Source organism: Ruegeria jejuensis (genome assembly GCF_041537905.1).
GTDB lineage: Bacteria > Pseudomonadota > Alphaproteobacteria > Rhodobacterales > Rhodobacteraceae > Ruegeria_C.
In genome coordinates, this window is record NZ_JBGRUO010000030.1 from 34,499 (window position 1) to 50,571 (window position 16,073).

The 16,073-nt window shown below is 55.5% G+C and carries 15 protein-coding genes and 6 pseudogenes; 8 read left to right on the forward strand and 13 right to left on the reverse strand.

The annotated features are described in order from the left end of the window. Positions 1 to 2 precede the first annotated feature (2 nt). The 5 genes and pseudogenes from AB1E34_RS23620 to AB1E34_RS23640 all read right to left on the reverse strand — a co-directional run. Positions 3 to 191 (reverse strand): hypothetical protein, encoded by a 189-nt coding sequence (locus tag AB1E34_RS23620; RefSeq protein WP_170772431.1) that lies wholly within the window; start codon positions 189 to 191, stop codon positions 3 to 5. Further along, positions 188 to 1,126, reverse strand: a complete 939-nt coding sequence (locus AB1E34_RS23625; RefSeq protein ID WP_372574764.1) for a carbohydrate ABC transporter permease — start codon at positions 1,124 to 1,126, stop codon at positions 188 to 190. The genes AB1E34_RS23620 and AB1E34_RS23625 overlap by 4 nt, the downstream gene beginning before the upstream one ends. Next, the gene (locus tag AB1E34_RS23630; protein WP_372574765.1) at positions 1,123 to 2,070 is read right to left on the reverse strand and encodes a carbohydrate ABC transporter permease; all 948 of its coding nucleotides are present in this window, start codon (positions 2,068 to 2,070) and stop codon (positions 1,123 to 1,125) included. Before AB1E34_RS23630 ends, AB1E34_RS23625 begins: the two co-directional genes overlap by 4 nt. 78 nt (positions 2,071 to 2,148) lie before the next feature. Beyond that, positions 2,149 to 3,468 (reverse strand): ABC transporter substrate-binding protein, encoded by a 1,320-nt coding sequence (locus AB1E34_RS23635; RefSeq protein WP_372574766.1) that lies wholly within the window; start codon positions 3,466 to 3,468, stop codon positions 2,149 to 2,151. Positions 3,469 to 3,583: 115 nt separating this feature from the next. After that, a pseudogene (locus AB1E34_RS23640) lies at positions 3,584 to 3,685 on the reverse strand (IS481 family transposase); the annotation flags it as partial. 66 nt (positions 3,686 to 3,751) lie between these two features. Between AB1E34_RS23640 and AB1E34_RS23645 the strand changes: the two are divergent. Beyond that, entirely contained in the window at positions 3,752 to 4,399 is a 648-nt protein-coding gene (locus tag AB1E34_RS23645) for an IS5 family transposase (protein WP_372574767.1), read from the forward strand. A 220-nt stretch (positions 4,400 to 4,619) separates the two neighbouring features. Here the strand turns inward: AB1E34_RS23645 and cynS are convergent, their stop codons facing one another. From cynS to AB1E34_RS23670, 5 genes are read right to left on the reverse strand one after another with little or no spacing between them, the layout of a single operon-like run. Continuing rightward, complete coding sequence (cynS, locus tag AB1E34_RS23650) at positions 4,620 to 5,087, reverse strand: cyanase (RefSeq protein WP_372574768.1); 468 nt, start codon at positions 5,085 to 5,087, stop codon at positions 4,620 to 4,622. A 1-nt stretch (position 5,088) separates the two neighbouring features. Continuing rightward, positions 5,089 to 5,568, reverse strand: a complete 480-nt coding sequence (locus AB1E34_RS23655) for a nuclear transport factor 2 family protein (RefSeq protein ID WP_372574769.1) — start codon at positions 5,566 to 5,568, stop codon at positions 5,089 to 5,091. Positions 5,569 to 5,572: 4 nt separating this feature from the next. Next, the gene (locus tag AB1E34_RS23660; protein WP_372574770.1) at positions 5,573 to 6,481 is read right to left on the reverse strand and encodes an ABC transporter ATP-binding protein; all 909 of its coding nucleotides are present in this window, start codon (positions 6,479 to 6,481) and stop codon (positions 5,573 to 5,575) included. A gap of 10 nt (positions 6,482 to 6,491) precedes the next feature. Further along, positions 6,492 to 7,325: a nitrate ABC transporter permease gene (ntrB, locus tag AB1E34_RS23665; RefSeq protein ID WP_372574771.1), complete on the reverse strand. Its 834-nt coding sequence runs from the start codon at positions 7,323 to 7,325 to the stop codon at positions 6,492 to 6,494. Beyond that, positions 7,325 to 8,713 (reverse strand): CmpA/NrtA family ABC transporter substrate-binding protein, encoded by a 1,389-nt coding sequence (locus tag AB1E34_RS23670; RefSeq protein WP_372574772.1) that lies wholly within the window; start codon positions 8,711 to 8,713, stop codon positions 7,325 to 7,327. The genes ntrB and AB1E34_RS23670 overlap by 1 nt, the downstream gene beginning before the upstream one ends. Before the next feature lie 188 nt (positions 8,714 to 8,901). Between AB1E34_RS23670 and AB1E34_RS23675 the strand changes: the two genes are divergently transcribed. The 3 genes and pseudogenes from AB1E34_RS23675 to AB1E34_RS23685 form a co-directional block, all read left to right on the forward strand. Continuing rightward, positions 8,902 to 10,785: a sigma-54 interaction domain-containing protein gene (locus AB1E34_RS23675; protein WP_372574773.1), complete on the forward strand. Its 1,884-nt coding sequence runs from the start codon at positions 8,902 to 8,904 to the stop codon at positions 10,783 to 10,785. 49 nt (positions 10,786 to 10,834) lie between these two features. Continuing rightward, positions 10,835 to 11,515 (forward strand): IS6 family transposase, encoded by a 681-nt coding sequence (locus AB1E34_RS23680; protein ID WP_372574774.1) that lies wholly within the window; start codon positions 10,835 to 10,837, stop codon positions 11,513 to 11,515. 386 nt (positions 11,516 to 11,901) lie between these two features. Further along, positions 11,902 to 12,377: pseudogene (locus AB1E34_RS23685) on the forward strand (IS5 family transposase); the annotation flags it as partial. 534 nt (positions 12,378 to 12,911) lie between these two features. Here AB1E34_RS23685 and AB1E34_RS23690 read toward each other — a convergent pair. Continuing rightward, positions 12,912 to 13,358, reverse strand: coding sequence for a hypothetical protein (locus AB1E34_RS23690; protein WP_372574775.1), 447 nt, complete (start codon positions 13,356 to 13,358; stop codon positions 12,912 to 12,914). 281 nt (positions 13,359 to 13,639) lie between these two features. After that, positions 13,640 to 13,834: pseudogene (locus AB1E34_RS26135) on the reverse strand (IS6 family transposase); the annotation flags it as partial. A gap of 2 nt (positions 13,835 to 13,836) precedes the next feature. On the opposite strand from AB1E34_RS26135, the pseudogene AB1E34_RS23695 reads away from it, so the two are divergent. Next, a pseudogene (locus AB1E34_RS23695) lies at positions 13,837 to 13,974 on the forward strand (IS3 family transposase); the annotation flags it as partial. A gap of 123 nt (positions 13,975 to 14,097) precedes the next feature. Here the strand turns inward: AB1E34_RS23695 and AB1E34_RS23700 are convergent. Continuing rightward, positions 14,098 to 14,283 (reverse strand): annotated as a pseudogene (locus tag AB1E34_RS23700) (IS6 family transposase); the annotation flags it as partial. Between the two features lie 52 nt (positions 14,284 to 14,335). On the opposite strand from AB1E34_RS23700, the gene AB1E34_RS23705 reads away from it, so the two are divergent. The 3 genes and pseudogenes from AB1E34_RS23705 to AB1E34_RS23715 all read left to right on the forward strand — a co-directional run. Further along, complete coding sequence (locus AB1E34_RS23705) at positions 14,336 to 14,635, forward strand: hypothetical protein (RefSeq protein WP_372574776.1); 300 nt, start codon at positions 14,336 to 14,338, stop codon at positions 14,633 to 14,635. Between the two features lie 25 nt (positions 14,636 to 14,660). Further along, entirely contained in the window at positions 14,661 to 15,113 is a 453-nt protein-coding gene (locus tag AB1E34_RS23710; protein ID WP_372574777.1) for a hypothetical protein, read from the forward strand. A gap of 282 nt (positions 15,114 to 15,395) precedes the next feature. Beyond that, a pseudogene (locus tag AB1E34_RS23715) lies at positions 15,396 to 15,791 on the forward strand (transposase); the annotation flags it as partial. Between the last annotated feature and the right edge of the window lie 282 nt (positions 15,792 to 16,073).

A 16,073-nucleotide genomic window follows, 5' to 3' on the forward strand; every position in this document is an offset into this window, starting at 1 on the left:
TTCTACTCCGGGAAATGGCTGACGATGATGAACATGACGGTTCCGATCAGCGTGACGATGAAGGAATAGGTGAAGGCCCAAAGGACAAAGGGCTGCATCAGCATGAAGACACCCAGTGCAATCAGAATGGTCGCGACCATCTCCCATGGGCCGCGGCGGAGCCGCATCAATCCGATAAGAAAATCGCTCATTTGCGCACCGCTCCGAAAGTAATCCCGCGCAGCAGGTGTTTGCGCATCAGGATGGTGAAAATCATGACCGGGATCAGGAAGATCGTGGCGCCAGCCGCCACGGCAGGCCAATCCAGACCGCCGATACCGATAATGGTCGGGATGAATGGCGGCGCAGTCTGCGCATTCGCAGATGTCAGCAGCACGGCAAAAGCGTATTCATTCCAGGCGAAGATTAGGCAAAAGATAGCTGTTGAGGCTATCCCAGTGGCGGCTTGTGGCAGCACCACTTTGTAGAAAGCCTGAAACCGAGTGTAGCCATCTATGAGAGCGGCTTCTTCGTACTCTCTTGGGATTTCGTCGATGAATCCTTTCAGCAACCAAACCGCCAAGGAAATATTCACGCCCGTATAGAGCAGGATCATCCCCAAATGCGTGTCGCTCAGCCCAAGGTTTCTGAACATCAGGAAGATCGGGATGGCGACGGCGACCGGCGGCATCATCCTCGTGCTGAGGATGAAGAACAAAAGATCATCCTTGAGCGGAACCTTAAACCTGCTGAACGCATAGGCGGCCAGCGTACCAAGGAAGATACTTAGGAACGTCGAGCCAAATCCGATGATAACCGAGTTCATAAAACGCTCGCCGAACTTTGATGGTCCGACAATCACCATGTCGTATTGGCGCACGATCTCGTCGGCCCAATTCTGTGGCGGGTTGGCTGCCAGAAACTCCTGCGTTTGCCGCGTGCGTGTGGTGAAAAGGTTGACATAGCCTTCTAGCGTTGGATCAAACACCACTTTGGGCGGGTAGCTGATCGCATCGGCTGGGGATTTGAACCCGGTCAATAAAATCCATACCAAAGGGATCATAGTGATCAGCGCGTAGCCGATTACCAAAGTGCCGGCGATCCATTTCGAGCGGCTAGAAGGTTCGGTGACGGAAAAACTGCTCATCTCTGTTTCACCTTGTTCAGGGCTTTGACGTAGATCGACGCAAGGCCGAACACGGTGACGAAAAGGATGATCGCATAGGCCGAGGCATAACCCGTCCGCCACTTCTCAAAGGCTTCCCTCTTGAGATTGATCGAAGTGAGTTCTGTTACAGAGCCCGGCCCACCGCCGGTTAGCTGAACCACCAGGTCGAACATCTTGAAGTTCTCGATTCCTCGAAACAGCACCGCGAGCATTAAGAACGGCAGCACCATCGGGATGGTGATCGTGAAGAACTGACGCAGCTTGCTGGCGCGGTCGATCTCGGCTGCTTCGTAGATATAGTCGGGGATGCTGCGCAGCCCGGCCAGACAAATCAGCATCACAAAAGGGGTCCACATCCAGGTGTCAACGATCACGATCGCCCATGGCGCCAATGTCACAGAGCCCAGCATCTCAAAGCTCGACGGGTCTTTGCCGGTAAACCAGGACACGATATAGTTAAACAGGCCGATTTGAGGCTGATAGAGGAACTTCCAGAAGTTCCCGACGACCGCAGGAGACAGCATCATCGGCAGCACGATGATCGTGGTCCAAAGATCGTTGCCCTTGAATTTCTTGTTGATCAACCACGCCAGCGTGAACCCGATCAGCACCTGAAAGAAGATCGTCCAAAACAAGAAATGCGCGGTGGCCTGCATATTCAACCAAGTGTCCGAGTCGGTCAGGATGCGCTCGTAGTTTCTGAACCCGACATCCTTGACTTCACGCCCGATCCGGTTGGCCTTGTAGTTGGTAAAGCTTAGTTGGATGGTCCAGATCAACGGAAAGATGTTGATCGCCAGCAGTAGAAATATCGTTGGGGAGATGAATATCCAGGTGATCGCGCGGTCGGATAAGCCCCGGATTTTTCGCGCAACTCGCTCGGGCGTTGCCTGCGCAACGCGATCTACAGTCCTGTCAGACATCTCTTTGCCAGCTCTTGTTGGTTAGGACTCACGGGTGAAGGTGGAGCGAGATTGCACCCGCTCCCGCCTTTGTCCGGACTACAGCTTGCCTTCGTCTTCGAAGACTTCCGTCCAATCTTCGATCAGAAGATCAAGCGCTTCTTGAGCCGTGCCTTGGTCGGCAACCACGTAGTCGTGGATGCGTTTCTGCATTGCCAGCAGCAGTTCCGCATAAGCAGGCTCTTGCCAGAAGTCCTGCACACCACCCATTGCTTCTAGGAAGTCACGGGCAAACGGTTGGCTATCCACAAAACCAGGATCTTCCAACACTGAGTTATGTGCCGAATAGCCGCCGAGTTCCCACCATTTGGCCTGCACTTCTGGCTGCGCGAACCACTTTATATACTCTAGTGCGGCATCCTGTTTGTCAGAGTAACTGACAACAGAAATCCCCTGACCGCCCAGTGTTGAGCCTGCCTGGTTTTGCGGCGGGTTCACAAAGAAGTCGATCTTGTCACCGCCGGTATTGGGATCGGCGTAAAGACCTGGGAAGAAAGCGAACCAGTTCATGGCCATGGCGACCTGACCGGACTTAAAGGCGTCCAAGCTTTCACCCATGTAAGAGTTAGTGTATCCCGGAGGCGTCGCCGTTTTGTAAAACTCTTTATAGAATTCCAGAGCCTCAACCGCTTCCGGTGAGTTTACGGCGCCTTCCATGTCATACGAGCCCGGAGTGTTTTCATATTTGAAGCCCCAAGGATAAAGCGCTCCGGTCACACCCATGGTGATCCCTTCCGAGCCACGCTCGGTAAAGATTGCTGCCCCGTAGACCGTCTTGCCGTCGATCTCACGACCTTGGAAGAACTGCGCGATCTGCAGGAGTTCTTTCTGAGACTGAGGCTCACGCAGATCTTGTCCGGTTGCCTCTTTGTATGCAGCTTGGATTTCGGGGTTTTCAAACCAGTCCTTGCGATAGAACCAGCCGTTTGCATCGCCCATCGCTGGCAGTGCGTAGTAATTTGGTGTTCCCTTGGGCCAAGTCGAATAGGCGTAGACGGTTGCGGGCGCGAAATCGTCCATGCTGATGCCTTCAGCATCGAAGAAGTCGTTCAGTTGGACGTAGTGACCGTTTTCAGCGCCACCGCCGATCCATTGGCTGTCACCAATCAGAAGGTCGCAGAGCTTACCCCCAGAGTTCAACTCATTCAGCATCCTGTCCGCAAAATTCGGCCAAGGAACAAATTCGAAGTTCATCGCGTGGCCGGATTGTGCTTCGAATTCCTTTGATAGCTCAACAAGCGCGTTGGCCGGGTCCCATGCAGCCCAACATAATGTCAGATCTTCAGCATTTGCCTTGGTAGAAAGAGTAGTAGCGGCAAGGACCAGTGCGCTGGCCGAGGCCAGTTTTGTGTAAGTCATCCATTCCTCCCTTTTTGCGCCGTCAATCGAGGATGTGCGAATCGCGGCGTACTTCCAAGGCTATTTGAGGTACGCACCTCAAGTCCAGATATTTTTGAGGTTCGTACCTCAAATAGGTGTTCAGTCCCATACTGTGATGGGTTGGATTGACGTTGAAACGATCAGGTTCGTTTGTCCAGATTTTGCAGATGTATTCGAACGGTGTTAGGCCGTGCAGGGGCGAGTTGCATGGATCGAGCGGTTGCGGTAGTTCCAGCGTTTTCTCTGACGCGAGCGACAGTAGATGCCCCACAAATTCAATGATGCCCGCAGGGGCAAGTTCCCGAAGGCCAGGTATCGGGTCACAAATTGGTCGACGTACAACGAAAGCCTTCGACAACGTGGCGATGTGACGATCTGGATTTCAGATGAAGTGGCACAGATTTGGTCATCGCCACGCCGCAGGACACGTGGTGGCCAGGCGCGATACTCCGATTTGGCAATCGAGATTTGCCTTACTCTGCGGGTCGTGTTTCGGCTTGCGTTGAGACAAACTCAGGGCTTCATGCGGTCGATTGCCAAGCTGATGGGCATGGAGTTTGTGGCGCCAGATTTCTCGATCCTGTCGCGACGCGGCAAGGGGTTGAAGCTCGCCCAAAACCGGCGCGCTGCGAGTAAGCCAACCACCCTCATTGTGGACAGCACGGGTCTGAAAGTGCATGGCGGCGACGGCTGGCATGAAGAGAAGCACTGCACCAAGAAGGCCCGCAAAACATGGCGCAAGCTCCACATCGCCTTCGATCCGGAAACCAGCGATATCGCCGCGACTGAGTTGGCCACTGAACATGTGGGCGATGAAACGGCACTGCCAGCTTTGCTAACAGACATGGATGCCGATCTAAGCCGCTTTCCAGCGGATGGTGCCTATGACGGCCAGGGGGTGGCAGACTGACTGCTCGAGAAGTTCGGGCACGGGGTTGAGATCATCATTCCTCCGCCAAAAAACGCGGTTCACGGCAAGAATGCGCAGCGCACCACCACATCGACGTCATCGCTCAAGATGGCAGAGTGAGCTGGCAAACGAAAACCCTTAAGGCGCGGCGTTTTGGGCGGTATCATCATGCGTGAGCGGTAACCAGTTCAGACCACACAAACAAGTTGGCAATGCCCCCCTACCAGCTGTTGTACCCTAGGAACTTGCCCGACATCTCGACCTTGACGCGATCGCCCTTGGGGTTCTCGACCCGGGTGACCGACATGTCGAAATCGATGGCGGACATGATGCCGTCGCCGAATTTTTCCTGGATGATGGCCTTCAGGGTCGGGCCGTAGACACCGACGATCTCGTAAAAGCGATAGATGCACGGATCGGTCGGGACGGCCTGTTCCCAGATCTTGGTCGGGCTTTCCGCCAGCACGCTGGCGGCCTCTTGCGGCAAACCCATCGCGGTCACGATCAGCTCGGCCTTTTCAGGCGGAAACGCATTCATCCCCATGGCCGCCGAATGTGTCCACACAGGTGACATATCGATCTTTTCCGCGATCTCTTCCCAGGTCAGCCCGGCCTGCTTCTTGGCAGACAGGATCATCGCAGTGACGTCCTCTTTGGTTATCGCGGTCATTTCAAGCGCATCTTTCATCTTACAATCCTAACTCTGTCAGTCCGGGGTGATGGTCTGGGCGGGCGGTGCCCTCAGGCCAGTGAAACAGGCGGTCTTCATCCGTGATCGGCACATCATTGATCGATGCGTGGCGCACCGCCATGTAGCCCAGATCGTCGAATTCCCAGTTTTCGTTGCCATGGGCACGGAACCACTGACCATGGTCGTTGTGCCATTCGTAGCAAAAGCGCACCGCAATGCGGTTTCGGTCATGGGCCCAGATTTCCTTTATCAGGCGATAGCCTGTCTCCTTGGCCCATTTGCGGGTGAGGAAATCCTGCACTTCGGCCCGGCCCATCGGGAACTCAGACCGGTTGCGCCAGCGCGTGTCGATCGTATAGGCCTGCGCGACCTTGACCGGATCGCGCGTATTCCAGGCGTTTTCGGCCATGCGCACCTTTTGTATGGCCTCATCGTATGAAAAGGGGGGCAACGGCGCGCGCGGAGGAGTCTCGGTCATCGCCTTAACCTTCTACCGCGCGCAGCATTGGCGCTGGGTCCGGGTTTTCGGTGTCGGTATCGTCTTTCAGATCGATATGGACGGTTTTTGGGCTGTTCAGCCCCTCACCACCGAGTTGCCCGGCCAGCTCGGCCGAGCGTTGACCGAGGAACTGCACAAGATGGTTGCGGATCGCATAGTAGTTCGGATGCTCGACGATGCTGGTGCGGTTGCGCGGCCGGGGGATTGTAATCTCCACGCTTTCGGCCACCTGCGCCATTGGCCCGTTCGTCATCAAAAGGATGCGGTCGGCCAACAGGATCGCTTCGTCAATATCGTGGGTGATCATGAATACGGTCTGGTCGGTGTCGCTCCAGACCTTGATCAGCTCGTCCTGAATGGTTCCTCGGGTGAGTGCATCCAGAGCGCCAAAGGGCTCATCCAGCAACAGCAGCTTGGGTTCGTTGGCGAAGGCCCGCGCGATGCTGACCCGCTGCCGCATACCACCCGAAAGCTGGCTGGGCTTGCGGTGGATCGTGTCGCCCGCCAGCCCCACCTTGGCGAGGAAGGCAGTTGAATGCTCAACCACCTTGGCCTTGTCCCATTGCGGGAACCGCGCGGCTACGCCGAAGGTCACGTTCTTGAGCGCCGAGAGCCACGGCAACAGCGAATAGTTCTGGAACACGACGCCCCGGTCCAGGCTGGGGCCTGAGACATGCATCCCGTCCATCTTGACCACGCCCGAGCTGGGTTCAGCCAACCCGGCAAGGATGTTCATGATGGTCGATTTCCCGCAGCCCGAATGCCCGAGGATGCAGACAAACTCGCCCTTTTCGACGCCGAAACTTGCGTTCTCAAAAACGGTGAACTCGCCGCCCGTCCGGTCGGGATACCGCTGGGTCAGCTGTTCTATGCTGAGAAAGGGTTTTGCCACGAAACCACTCCTATTCGGTGTAGGCGACGGTGCGCTGCAGTAAGCCGAAGATGGAATCCAGCAGCATGCCGACGACGCCGATCATGAGAATTGAGAAGATAACGGAAGTGAGGTCGAGGTTGTTCCACTCGTTCCAGACATAGTAGCCGATGCCGGTACCACCGACGAGCATCTCCGCAGCTACGATCACCAGCCAGGCAATCCCGATCGAGATTCGCATCCCGGTCACGATGGTGGGTGCTGCGGCGGGCAGGATCACGGTGAAAGCGGTCTTGACTGGCCCCAATTCGTGGGTACGGGCCACATTGACCCAGTCTTCGCGCACGCCAGCCACGCCAAAGGCGGTGTTGATCAGCATCGGCCAGATCGAACAGATGAAGATCACGAAGATAGCCGAGGCCTCGCTGTCCTGAATGATGAAAAGCGCAAGCGGCATCCATGCTAGCGGAGAGATCGGCCGTAGCACCTGAATGAACGGGTTGAGCGCCTTATGGGCCACCGACGACATACCAATAAGGAACCCCAGCGGGATCGCGATCACCGCCGCCAGCAGATAGCCGGTCAGAACGCGGTAGATAGAATATCCGATCTGGATGCCGATCCCCTTGTCGTTGGGTCCGGCGTCATAGAACGGATTGGAGAGCTGTTCCCAGGCCTTGCTAAGCACGTCGGTTGGCGGAGGCACGCCAGCTTTTGGTTGACCTCCCCCAGTCAGCAGCTCGTATTCCGTCAGTTCTCCCGCTGTTTTCTGGGCGGGGATCGAAACCTCCCAAATCAGGCATCCGATCACGAGTATCAGGATCGAAAGCACGGCAGCCTTCTTGTTTTCGGTAAGCATCTTCATCAACTGGCCTTGATCGCAAAGCTGTCGACATAGGCTTCCGGTTGCGCCGGATCGAAGGTCTTGCCCATGATCGCGTGGGACTTGTAGGTGATATCGGGCGCGTTATAGCCCAGATCGGTCATCACCTTCTTGGCGTCCGCGGCAAGATAAACCTGCTCGGCCACCGCCTTATAGTCCAAGTCGCCTTCGATATAACCCCAGCGTTTCATCTGGGTCAGGATCCAGACCCCCATCGAGTGCCACGGGAACGGATCAAAATCGATCCGGTCAGGCACGCGCTGGACTTCGCCCAGACCGTCAGCATAGGTCCCGGTCAGCACCTGCTGCACCACCGTTACCGGCTGGTTTAGATAGTTCGTCGGCGAGATCGCCTCGGCAATTTCCACCCGGTTGTCCGGGTTTGACGCGTATTGCGTTGCGTCGATGATCGATTTCAGCAATGCACCATAGGTGTTGGGCAGGTCGGTGGCAAAGGAGAGCGGCGCGGCAAAGGCGCAGCAGGGATGCCCTTCCCAGATCTCCTTGGTCAGGATGTGAATAAAACCGATGCCCTCATAGACGGCGCGCTGGTTGAACGGGTCGGGCGAGAGATAACCATCGAGGTTGCCCGCGCGCAGGTTGGCCACCATTTCCGGTGGCGGAACCACGCGGATCTGAATGTCTTTGTCCGGATCCAGCCCAAACTCGGCCACGTAGTAGCGCAACAGGAAGTTGTGCATGGAGTACTCGAACGGCACCCCGAAAGTGAAGCCTTTCCACTGTTTGGGGTCGCGCTTGTCCAGGTGTTCATTCGACAGGACAATGGCCTGACCGTTGATGTTTTCGACCGCAGGCATGATGTACGGCGTGGCGACCGATCCTGCGCCCAAAGTCATCGCCAGCGGCATCGGGGTTAGCATGTGTGAGGCGTCGTATTCACCCGAAAGCGACTTGTCGCGCGCCACCGCCCAGCCGGCAGTCTTGATAACCTGCGCATTCAACCCGTGGCGTTCGTAGAAGCCCAAAGGTTGCGCCATAATGATCGGCGTGGCGCAGGTGATCGGCACAAAGCCGATATTGAGATCGGTCTTTTCAGGCGGACCCAGATCGTCGAGGATCGCCGCCGTGGCCTTTTCCAGAGGGAACACTGACGCCAGCGCCGCCGCCGCCGTCGTCCCGCCGATCATCCCCATGAAGGACCGCCGCCCGATATCGCTCTGACCAAAAACCGAGCGGACAATCGCGCTTTCCACCGCGCGTTCCATCATCTGCTCAGAGGACATTTGATGCTGTTCGACATGGTCGCTGTCGTGGCCATGACCCGCAAGGCATCCGTCACAGCCGCAATCGGCACCATGTCGCAGATCGGTCTTTTCGGAAAAAGGGTTGCCCAAACTTTTTATCGTCATGTCCATCTCCTGTCGTCTTTTAACGTCAGGTTGTCATGCAGATCGCGACGAACATAGACCGCCTGCATTCCGACCAGAACCGGCACTGTATTGAAATAGTTGACTATTTTTTGAGCGATTTTTACGAGTTCTCGTAAATTACGGATTTTCGTAGTGGTGGGTCGGTCAGATTGCGAAATGATCCGATCATGCTTGATGCCGTAGATTCCACCCGACTCGTCAAACACAACCCATTGCCAACCGTTCTGCTGGATACAGCCAGCGACAGCATCCTTGCAGCCAATCCGGCAGCGCAGGCTATGTTTGGTGCCGCTGCTCTTGAGGGGGCATTCTCCAACATGCTCCGATCAGATCATTCATGGACTTGCGTCTTCTTCGACGCCGTGGCGCACTTTGGATCTTACGTGGACCGCAAGCTGGTCCTTGCCGGACAGAACAGAGAACCGCTGCACCTGCAAAGCTATGGCGTGCAGTATGCGCGGGATCGGGTTCTGCTCAGTTTTCTGGACCTTGAAGAGCACAACCATCGCAATCGGGTCGCCGACAAGGACGCACACCAAAAGGCTGGGTTGTCACAATGGAAAAACATCTATTCTTTCTTTCAGGAGGTTGAGGCGCAAAATCACCTGATCCTCGAAGCCGCCGGTGAAGGCATCTATGGCATCAATGCCAAGGGGCAGGCGACGTTCGTCAACCGCGCGGCGCAAGAGATGCTGGGATGGTCCTCTGATGATCTAGTTGGGCGCGAGCTGCATCCGATCATCCACAATAAGCATCTGAACGGCGATCATTTCCCGGCGCATCAATGCCCGATCTATGCCTCCTTTCGTCGCGACGAGACCATGCGTGTGGATGACGACGTATTCTGGCGCAAGGACGGCAGGCCGATCATGGTCGAATACGTGTCGACCCCGATCTACGATCACGATGTGCTTGCCGGGGCGGTGGTGATCTTCCGCGACGTTACAGAGCGCAAGGAAAACGAGCGCAAATTGCGCGAGGCGCTCGCGCAGGTCGAAGAGTTCAGAACCAAGCTGGAACAGGAGAACGAGTACCTTCTGACCGAGATCCGCACCGCCCGGTCCCATACCGGCGTGGTGGGAGTTTCGTCAGCCCTCAAGGCGCTTAATTCACAGATTGACCTGGCGGCGCAAAATGATGCCCATGTTCTTGTCTCCGGGCCGCCGGGATCGGGCAAAAGCCTGACCGTTTCCGCGATCCACGAAGCCAGCAGACGCCATCGCCGCCCCCTTGTGCGGATCAATTGCGACGAGACAAACAGACAGCATCTGGAGGCCGAGCTTTTTGGCCACAGACGGGGCGCCTTTCCGGGTGCCACCCGTGACGAAACCGGCAAGGTGCTGATGGCCCACAATGGCACATTGCATCTGGACGAGATCGCCGATCTGCCAAAAACCGTGCAGGCCAAGCTTCACGACGTTCTGAAAACCGGCTATTTCCAAAGGCTTGGTGAGAGCAGGCAAACACCGGTATCCCTTAGCGTTGTTGCAACCACGTCCCGTGACCTGCTGACCGAAGTCCGCGCGGGCCGATTCCGGCAAGATTTGTATTTTGCGCTCAACGTCTTTTCGATCCGCTGCGAGCGTCTGTGTGACCGGCCCGAAGACATCCCCTACCTGGCGAAACACTTCCTTGATCGCAGCACTCGACGGCTGCGATTGCCAAAGACCCGCCTCACCCGGCTGAACATCGATGTCCTTCAGCAATACTCGTGGCCGGGAAATGTTCGGGAATTGGAAAACGTGATCGAGCGCGCAGCCATCCTTGCTCAGGGCGGGCGGCTGAAGTTCGATTTCCAGCTTTCGGAAAGCAGGGCCGATCCCAGGTCAGACGTTGTTCTGACCATGGAAGAGCTCCGCGATCTCGAGAGCAAGAACCTCGAAAACGCCTTGCGGCGGAGCAAGGGAAAAGTGTCTGGCGAGCGCGGCGCTGCCGCCATGCTTGGTGTCGCGCCAACAACGGTCTATTCCAAGATCAAATCACTTCGCATTGACCCAACACGTTTCAAGGGTACTGTCGCAAACTTTGGCCAGCCTGTTGCACGTTCCTGAAGTTTGATCCAACTGGTGGTCGGTCTGCTGCATTGTTTGGGAATGTCCGGTGATCGAGTTCAAAGGTGCACACTTTCCGCAATCGGTGATCCTGTTCGCTGTCTACTTCTATGTGCGCTACGGCGTCTCCTACCGTGACCTGGAAGAGATCATGGGAGAACGTGGGGTATCGGTTGATCACGCGACGCTGAACCGCTGGGTTGTGAAGTACGCACCTTTGGCCGCCCGTGCGGCTCAGAAACGGAAGGCCAATACCGCTGAATCCTGGCGCATGGATGAGACCTATATCAAAGTTCGCGGTGAATGGGTGTACCTGTATCGAGCCGTCGACCGCGACGGGCAAACCCTTGATTTCATGCTTTCCGAGAAGCGAGACACCAAGTCTGCAAAGAAATTCTTCGCCAATGCATTGTGCAACAATGGCATTCCGAAACGGATCACCATTGACAAAAGCAGGAGCAACGCAGCCGGGATCAAAGAGGTCAACAAGCTCTTCAAGCGATTGCAGATACCGGTCAAGATCGACACTGTCAGATCAAAATACTTAAACAACATTATTGAGCAGGATCACCGCTTCATAAAGAGGCTCACGAGGCCGATGCTCGGCTTCAAGAGCTTCGCCTCTGCTGCCGCGACACTCGCAGGCATTGAGACCGCCAACATGATCCGCAAGGGGCAGCTCGGACTTTCGACAAGCGGATTCCGTCAATTTGCAGAGCTCGCTGGATAACAACCGCCTGCCAATGCGATAGCTCTTACCGACGCCAGAGTTTGCGACATGTATGGACATCCCCCTTTGGGCAAGAAGAATCTTTGGTTGGCAATTCGCGTAGTCGGGTGCTGACATGTATGCGGCCTCCTAGTGCGGCTTTCACATGCCGCGGGCCCGTATGGAGTTCTCAGATCAAGTCCAATTCAAAGCCACGTGCTCGAAGCACTGTGTCGCAATCTGGTTTTCCTGATCTCGTCTCATCGACTGTTGCGCCTTACCTTCCGTCTGACCTTCCTACGCCTCCGGGATCAGATCGTTTGCACGGCTCTAGGTTCTGGACCCATTAATTTGGTTGCCGCCATCTCGGCTGCGTGATTCAAGCCCCTGAGTTTCAGGGGTGTATCATGAGCAATCTATTCTGGCTGACTGATGAACAGATGGCGCGCCTTCAACCTTACTTTCCGAAGAGCCATGGCAAGCCGAGGGTTGATGATCGGCGTGTATTGAGTGGGATTATTTTCATTAACCGCAATGGGTTGCGGTGGTCTGATGCACCTCGCGAGTACGGCCCGCCCAAGACACTCTACAACCGGTGGAAGCGGTGGAGCGACATGGGTGTGTTCGCTCGGATCATGGCTGGGCTCGCGGCGGAAGGAACCGACCATAAGACCATCATGATTGATGCAACCTACCTCAAAGCGCATCGCACGGCCTCCAGCCTGCGGCTGAAAAAGGGGGGCGCGGTCGACTGATCGGGCGCACCAAGGGCGGCATGAATACGAAGTTGCACGCCGTTACCGACAGTGTCGGACGTCCGATACGCTTCTTCATATCCGCTGGGCAGGTCAGCGATTACACGGGAGCCAGAGCTCTGGTGAACAAACCAAAGATTGCGTCGCCCATTTCGCGCGAGTTCAACTCGAACCGCTCTGCGAAGCTTGGAATATGAGCGATCCAAGTGGCTAGGAGAAAGCCGCAAAAAAACAAGCTCGCACAGCACGCCCACCAAGCGCGCGCATGGTCAGCCTCGACCGTGTTTTCCTTGGCCACCGCAAAGTCCCCGCAAGTTCTTACGGTGACTCTAACCGGAACAGTGTCGCGTGGACCAAACTTTGATCACCCTCCCCCGCTTAGTTAGCAACGAGCCAAACGTTCGAGACTTCGACCTTGTAGGAATCTAGGAGCGTATCGCGGTTCTGTCACCTTAACTTGGCGCAGGGTCTTAAGCCTCTGCGCAGTGCGATGGTGTCCCGACGTCCCCACAGTCCGAAAGCTGACAACCGCCTTCATCTATCTCCTAAGACGTGAGCCCAGTGTGATTGATACAGACCACGCTTTGAGCCCGACGTCCGAACCGGCTCTCCCCTTGACAGGGGACCAAAGCTGCCCAGATTAGTGGTTCACCTCGGCAGGTTCATTCGATCTTTTTGTAGACGGTGGTGTAGATCACCGCATGCGGGGCTGCTTCCATATAGGTCATTTCGATTTGATCCGGAGAGATCAACTCGCAAAACATCAAGCCGCCATCTTCAGTTTCCACCATGCGGATCGTTGTGCCGTTGGACATGATGACGCCAATGAATGGCTCTTGGGCGTCACTGGTCGGTACCGAACCCACAAAGCCCTGCTGATCTTCTTCCAAGGCACTCCAAGTACGATAGCCCCTAAGAAGATTGCCGTCCGCTTCCGTTATTATGATCGACTGCTGGCGGGGTGCTTCAATGATCTTTTTACCCGTATCCAGCAGGATCGTTGTCTCCCCCGTCCAGGTCCCAACGAAACTTTGAGAATCCTGCGCTTGTGCGTCCACAACGTGCAGGAAAAACATCATTGATACAAAGACACCCACCAAAAGTTTCATTGAGATCCACCTCATGCTACGCAAATTGCGGTTTTACATCGGCACTGTTGCATCCGTACGCCCGCCTGACAATGAATTGGACTTGGACCGACAAAAGAAGCCAAAATCTGCGACCTGAGACGAAATCATTCATGATCCATCCCGCGCCAGCGGGGTATTTTCATCTTGCCGGGAAAATCAAAAACACTCATGAGACGGTGTCATTCTGCCCCCAGCCAGAGCAGGTCCCAAAACGGGGTGTTGTCACGTTAACTGCCGGACCTCCAAGAAATGCAGTCCCATTAAGTTAAGGCTGCTTGAGTGGCGGCAATCCAGGCGTCAATTGCTTCGAGGCGGTGATATCGAATAGTTAAGGCTGAGCGGCGGCGAGCGGGAGAGCTGAAACAATTGCGGATTGCTGAGTGGGTCGCCACGAACATTTGCAACCCTCCTGGAGAGCGATGGCCTTGCATCGTCTTTTCCCGCTTTCGGAAAGGCCCCTTACTCATCGCTCGGGAACCAGACCCCAGCAGAAGCGCGCCGGACGCATGAGCAATTTAAGGGCTCCGTGCCCGATGCGCTTGCTCAAACCGAAACCCAAAACTATGAAAACCAGACCCGCAGACTCTCGCTATGAATGAGGGAGTCTCGGGGGCAGGTCACCCGCTCTGCGGCATCGCAATGTGCCAGAATGGTGATGTATCGCCAGGGTATTGCCAAGTTGTTGACGTGAGCTTGTTAGGCACTAGCGAAGGCAGGTTCAGGCGGCCATTTCGGCGGCGTAGTCGTCCCAGAGTTTAAACGCGTCAGAGCGAGCGTGGCAGTATGAGATTGCGGTGAGTTGGTATCGGCCGGGGCGGAAAATCAGGTTGATCTGGTCATGCGCAGACAGAAATCTTTGAGCCTGCCGGTGAGACTTGAGCCGACCCACTATCTTCTCTCGTTTTCAGACAAATCCTCGCCGCCATTCGCGCCCTAAAGCCACCGCCGAGGCCTACATGACAGACATCACAACGGAACCGGGACAAACGCGGCTTGATAGTTGTGTCTTGGCGCTGCCCACATGGGCCAAAATCCAAGAAAAGCTAAGAAAACGCGTTGGTAGAGCCCTCAAAGCCGATGGTCTTGTAGCCGACACTGCCGTCAGAGTTGAAAACGTCCACGAAAATGGGCAAGCTTCTCCTTATACAATGTTACTCGGTAAATGCGTGCTTGAGATGATGCGCCAAGCTGGCCTTGATCGCCGCAAACGTTCTTGTATAGACTTGGAAACTATGGTCAGCTACCCGCCCCGATGACTGCAGTACGCGAAAAGGATGCCAGATGAAGCGGAGTATTTATGCCATTTTGCTCGTGGTTGTCATTCTGGCGCCGGCAAAACCGTCTAGCGCCCAAGACCATTCGGAAAACCTACCAGGTACTTGGGTCTTGGCTGAAACCGTTGGCCGTAGCTGGAACGGGACACGATTTACCGAACAAGACATTGACCGCTTGGAGTTCGAAATCTCTGACTTTGATGGCGTTACTTTTTCGGTCAGGTGGCAATGGCAATTGAATACGGACGAGCTTGAAGTGGATGACGGTGTCCAAGTGGGCACAAGCGGCGATGAAACCCTTGTTGGTGTGAAAGACTTCGATGGCACCTTTATCATGGTCGATCGCCCAGACACTGGCATGCATCGCATCAAAATGCTGGGGCCAGACACCATAGAAATAGTTGGTATTGAGTCGGGCCCCAATGCCGTAGTTGCCAGGTCGATTTTCCGGCGAAAGTAAGCTCTCAGCGAATATGTTGCATGGATCAGTATTGGGGCGGATTGGCCCCTTACCCCATCACTTCAGACGACGCGCTTATACACCGCGCGACCGAGATCAGTCATGCGGTTGAGCGCTTTTGATGCTATTTTCGCTTCGACAATTTGATTGTCAAAATGACGCGCTTGCAGGCGATCGCCGATAGCTTGTTTCCATCTGCCGATCTGGGCTTCGACCGGCGTTGTTGCATAACTCTAGCTGCGAAGGATTCACAACGTGTATCCATATGGTTAATCGGGTCGAATGAGCAAGCTATCATCCGCCCGTTACCGCGTCACGAACTGGTCTGACTACAATGCTGCGCTCAAGAAGCGTGGGTCCCTTCTTGTCTGGCTGGACAAGGGTATGACCTGGTTGGCAGCGCATGAGGGTCGGCCTGGGCGTCCGCCGGACTTTTCGAATGCGGCGATCCAATTCTGCCTGTCGATCAAGGTACTGCTCAAGCTGCCACTGAGACAGACGGCGGGGATGGTCGCCAGCCTCTTGCGATTGGCTGGGTTGGACTGGCCTGTGCCAGACTTTTCCACCCATCGCCGTCGACAGAAGACCCTTGCCGTTCAGATTCCGTATCGCCGCGTTGTGTTTGCGGCAAAACGAGCACTGACAAGCCCCAAGAACTTGATCTTGAGGCATGCGGGCCGTTTCCAACTCAACACGGATCGCACCACAATGACAGCTACCTACATGCTTCATAGCTGGACCTTTTCAAGTTCGTGAGCCGCGATTGGCTGTCTAAACATGCAGTCATTCGCTGCGAGCCGTCAAATGTCGCTATCCGGCTCAGGCACTAAATCGCTCCGCGATATGGGCTCTGTTTGGCGTGAGTTGTGCTTACGCGGGATATGTTTCGCGGTTTGTTGAGTTGGGAGTTTCCTGTTGATCGAGGTGATTTTGCCTCGATTGACAGAGGGTTTTCCCATG

Bases quoted from the DNA above. Each gene is read 5' to 3' on its own strand.
- AB1E34_RS23675 (WP_372574773.1), top strand. From the start codon at position 8,902: ATGCTTGATGCCGTAGATTCCACCCGACTCGTCAAACACAACCCATTG.
- AB1E34_RS23625 (WP_372574764.1), bottom strand. From the start codon at position 1,126: ATGAGCAGTTTTTCCGTCACCGAACCTTCTAGCCGCTCGAAATGGATC.
- AB1E34_RS23690 (WP_372574775.1), bottom strand. From the start codon at position 13,358: ATGAAACTTTTGGTGGGTGTCTTTGTATCAATGATGTTTTTCCTGCAC.
- AB1E34_RS23705 (WP_372574776.1), top strand. From the start codon at position 14,336: ATGACAGACATCACAACGGAACCGGGACAAACGCGGCTTGATAGTTGT.
- AB1E34_RS23620 (WP_170772431.1), bottom strand. From the start codon at position 191: ATGAGCGATTTTCTTATCGGATTGATGCGGCTCCGCCGCGGCCCATGG.
- AB1E34_RS23710 (WP_372574777.1), top strand. From the start codon at position 14,661: ATGAAGCGGAGTATTTATGCCATTTTGCTCGTGGTTGTCATTCTGGCG.
- AB1E34_RS23645 (WP_372574767.1), top strand. From the start codon at position 3,752: ATGCCCCACAAATTCAATGATGCCCGCAGGGGCAAGTTCCCGAAGGCC.
- cynS (WP_372574768.1), bottom strand. From the start codon at position 5,087: ATGAAAGATGCGCTTGAAATGACCGCGATAACCAAAGAGGACGTCACT.
- AB1E34_RS23630 (WP_372574765.1), bottom strand. From the start codon at position 2,070: ATGTCTGACAGGACTGTAGATCGCGTTGCGCAGGCAACGCCCGAGCGA.
- AB1E34_RS23635 (WP_372574766.1), bottom strand. From the start codon at position 3,468: ATGACTTACACAAAACTGGCCTCGGCCAGCGCACTGGTCCTTGCCGCT.
- ntrB (WP_372574771.1), bottom strand. From the start codon at position 7,325: ATGAAGATGCTTACCGAAAACAAGAAGGCTGCCGTGCTTTCGATCCTG.
- AB1E34_RS23670 (WP_372574772.1), bottom strand. From the start codon at position 8,713: ATGACGATAAAAAGTTTGGGCAACCCTTTTTCCGAAAAGACCGATCTG.
- AB1E34_RS23655 (WP_372574769.1), bottom strand. From the start codon at position 5,568: ATGACCGAGACTCCTCCGCGCGCGCCGTTGCCCCCCTTTTCATACGAT.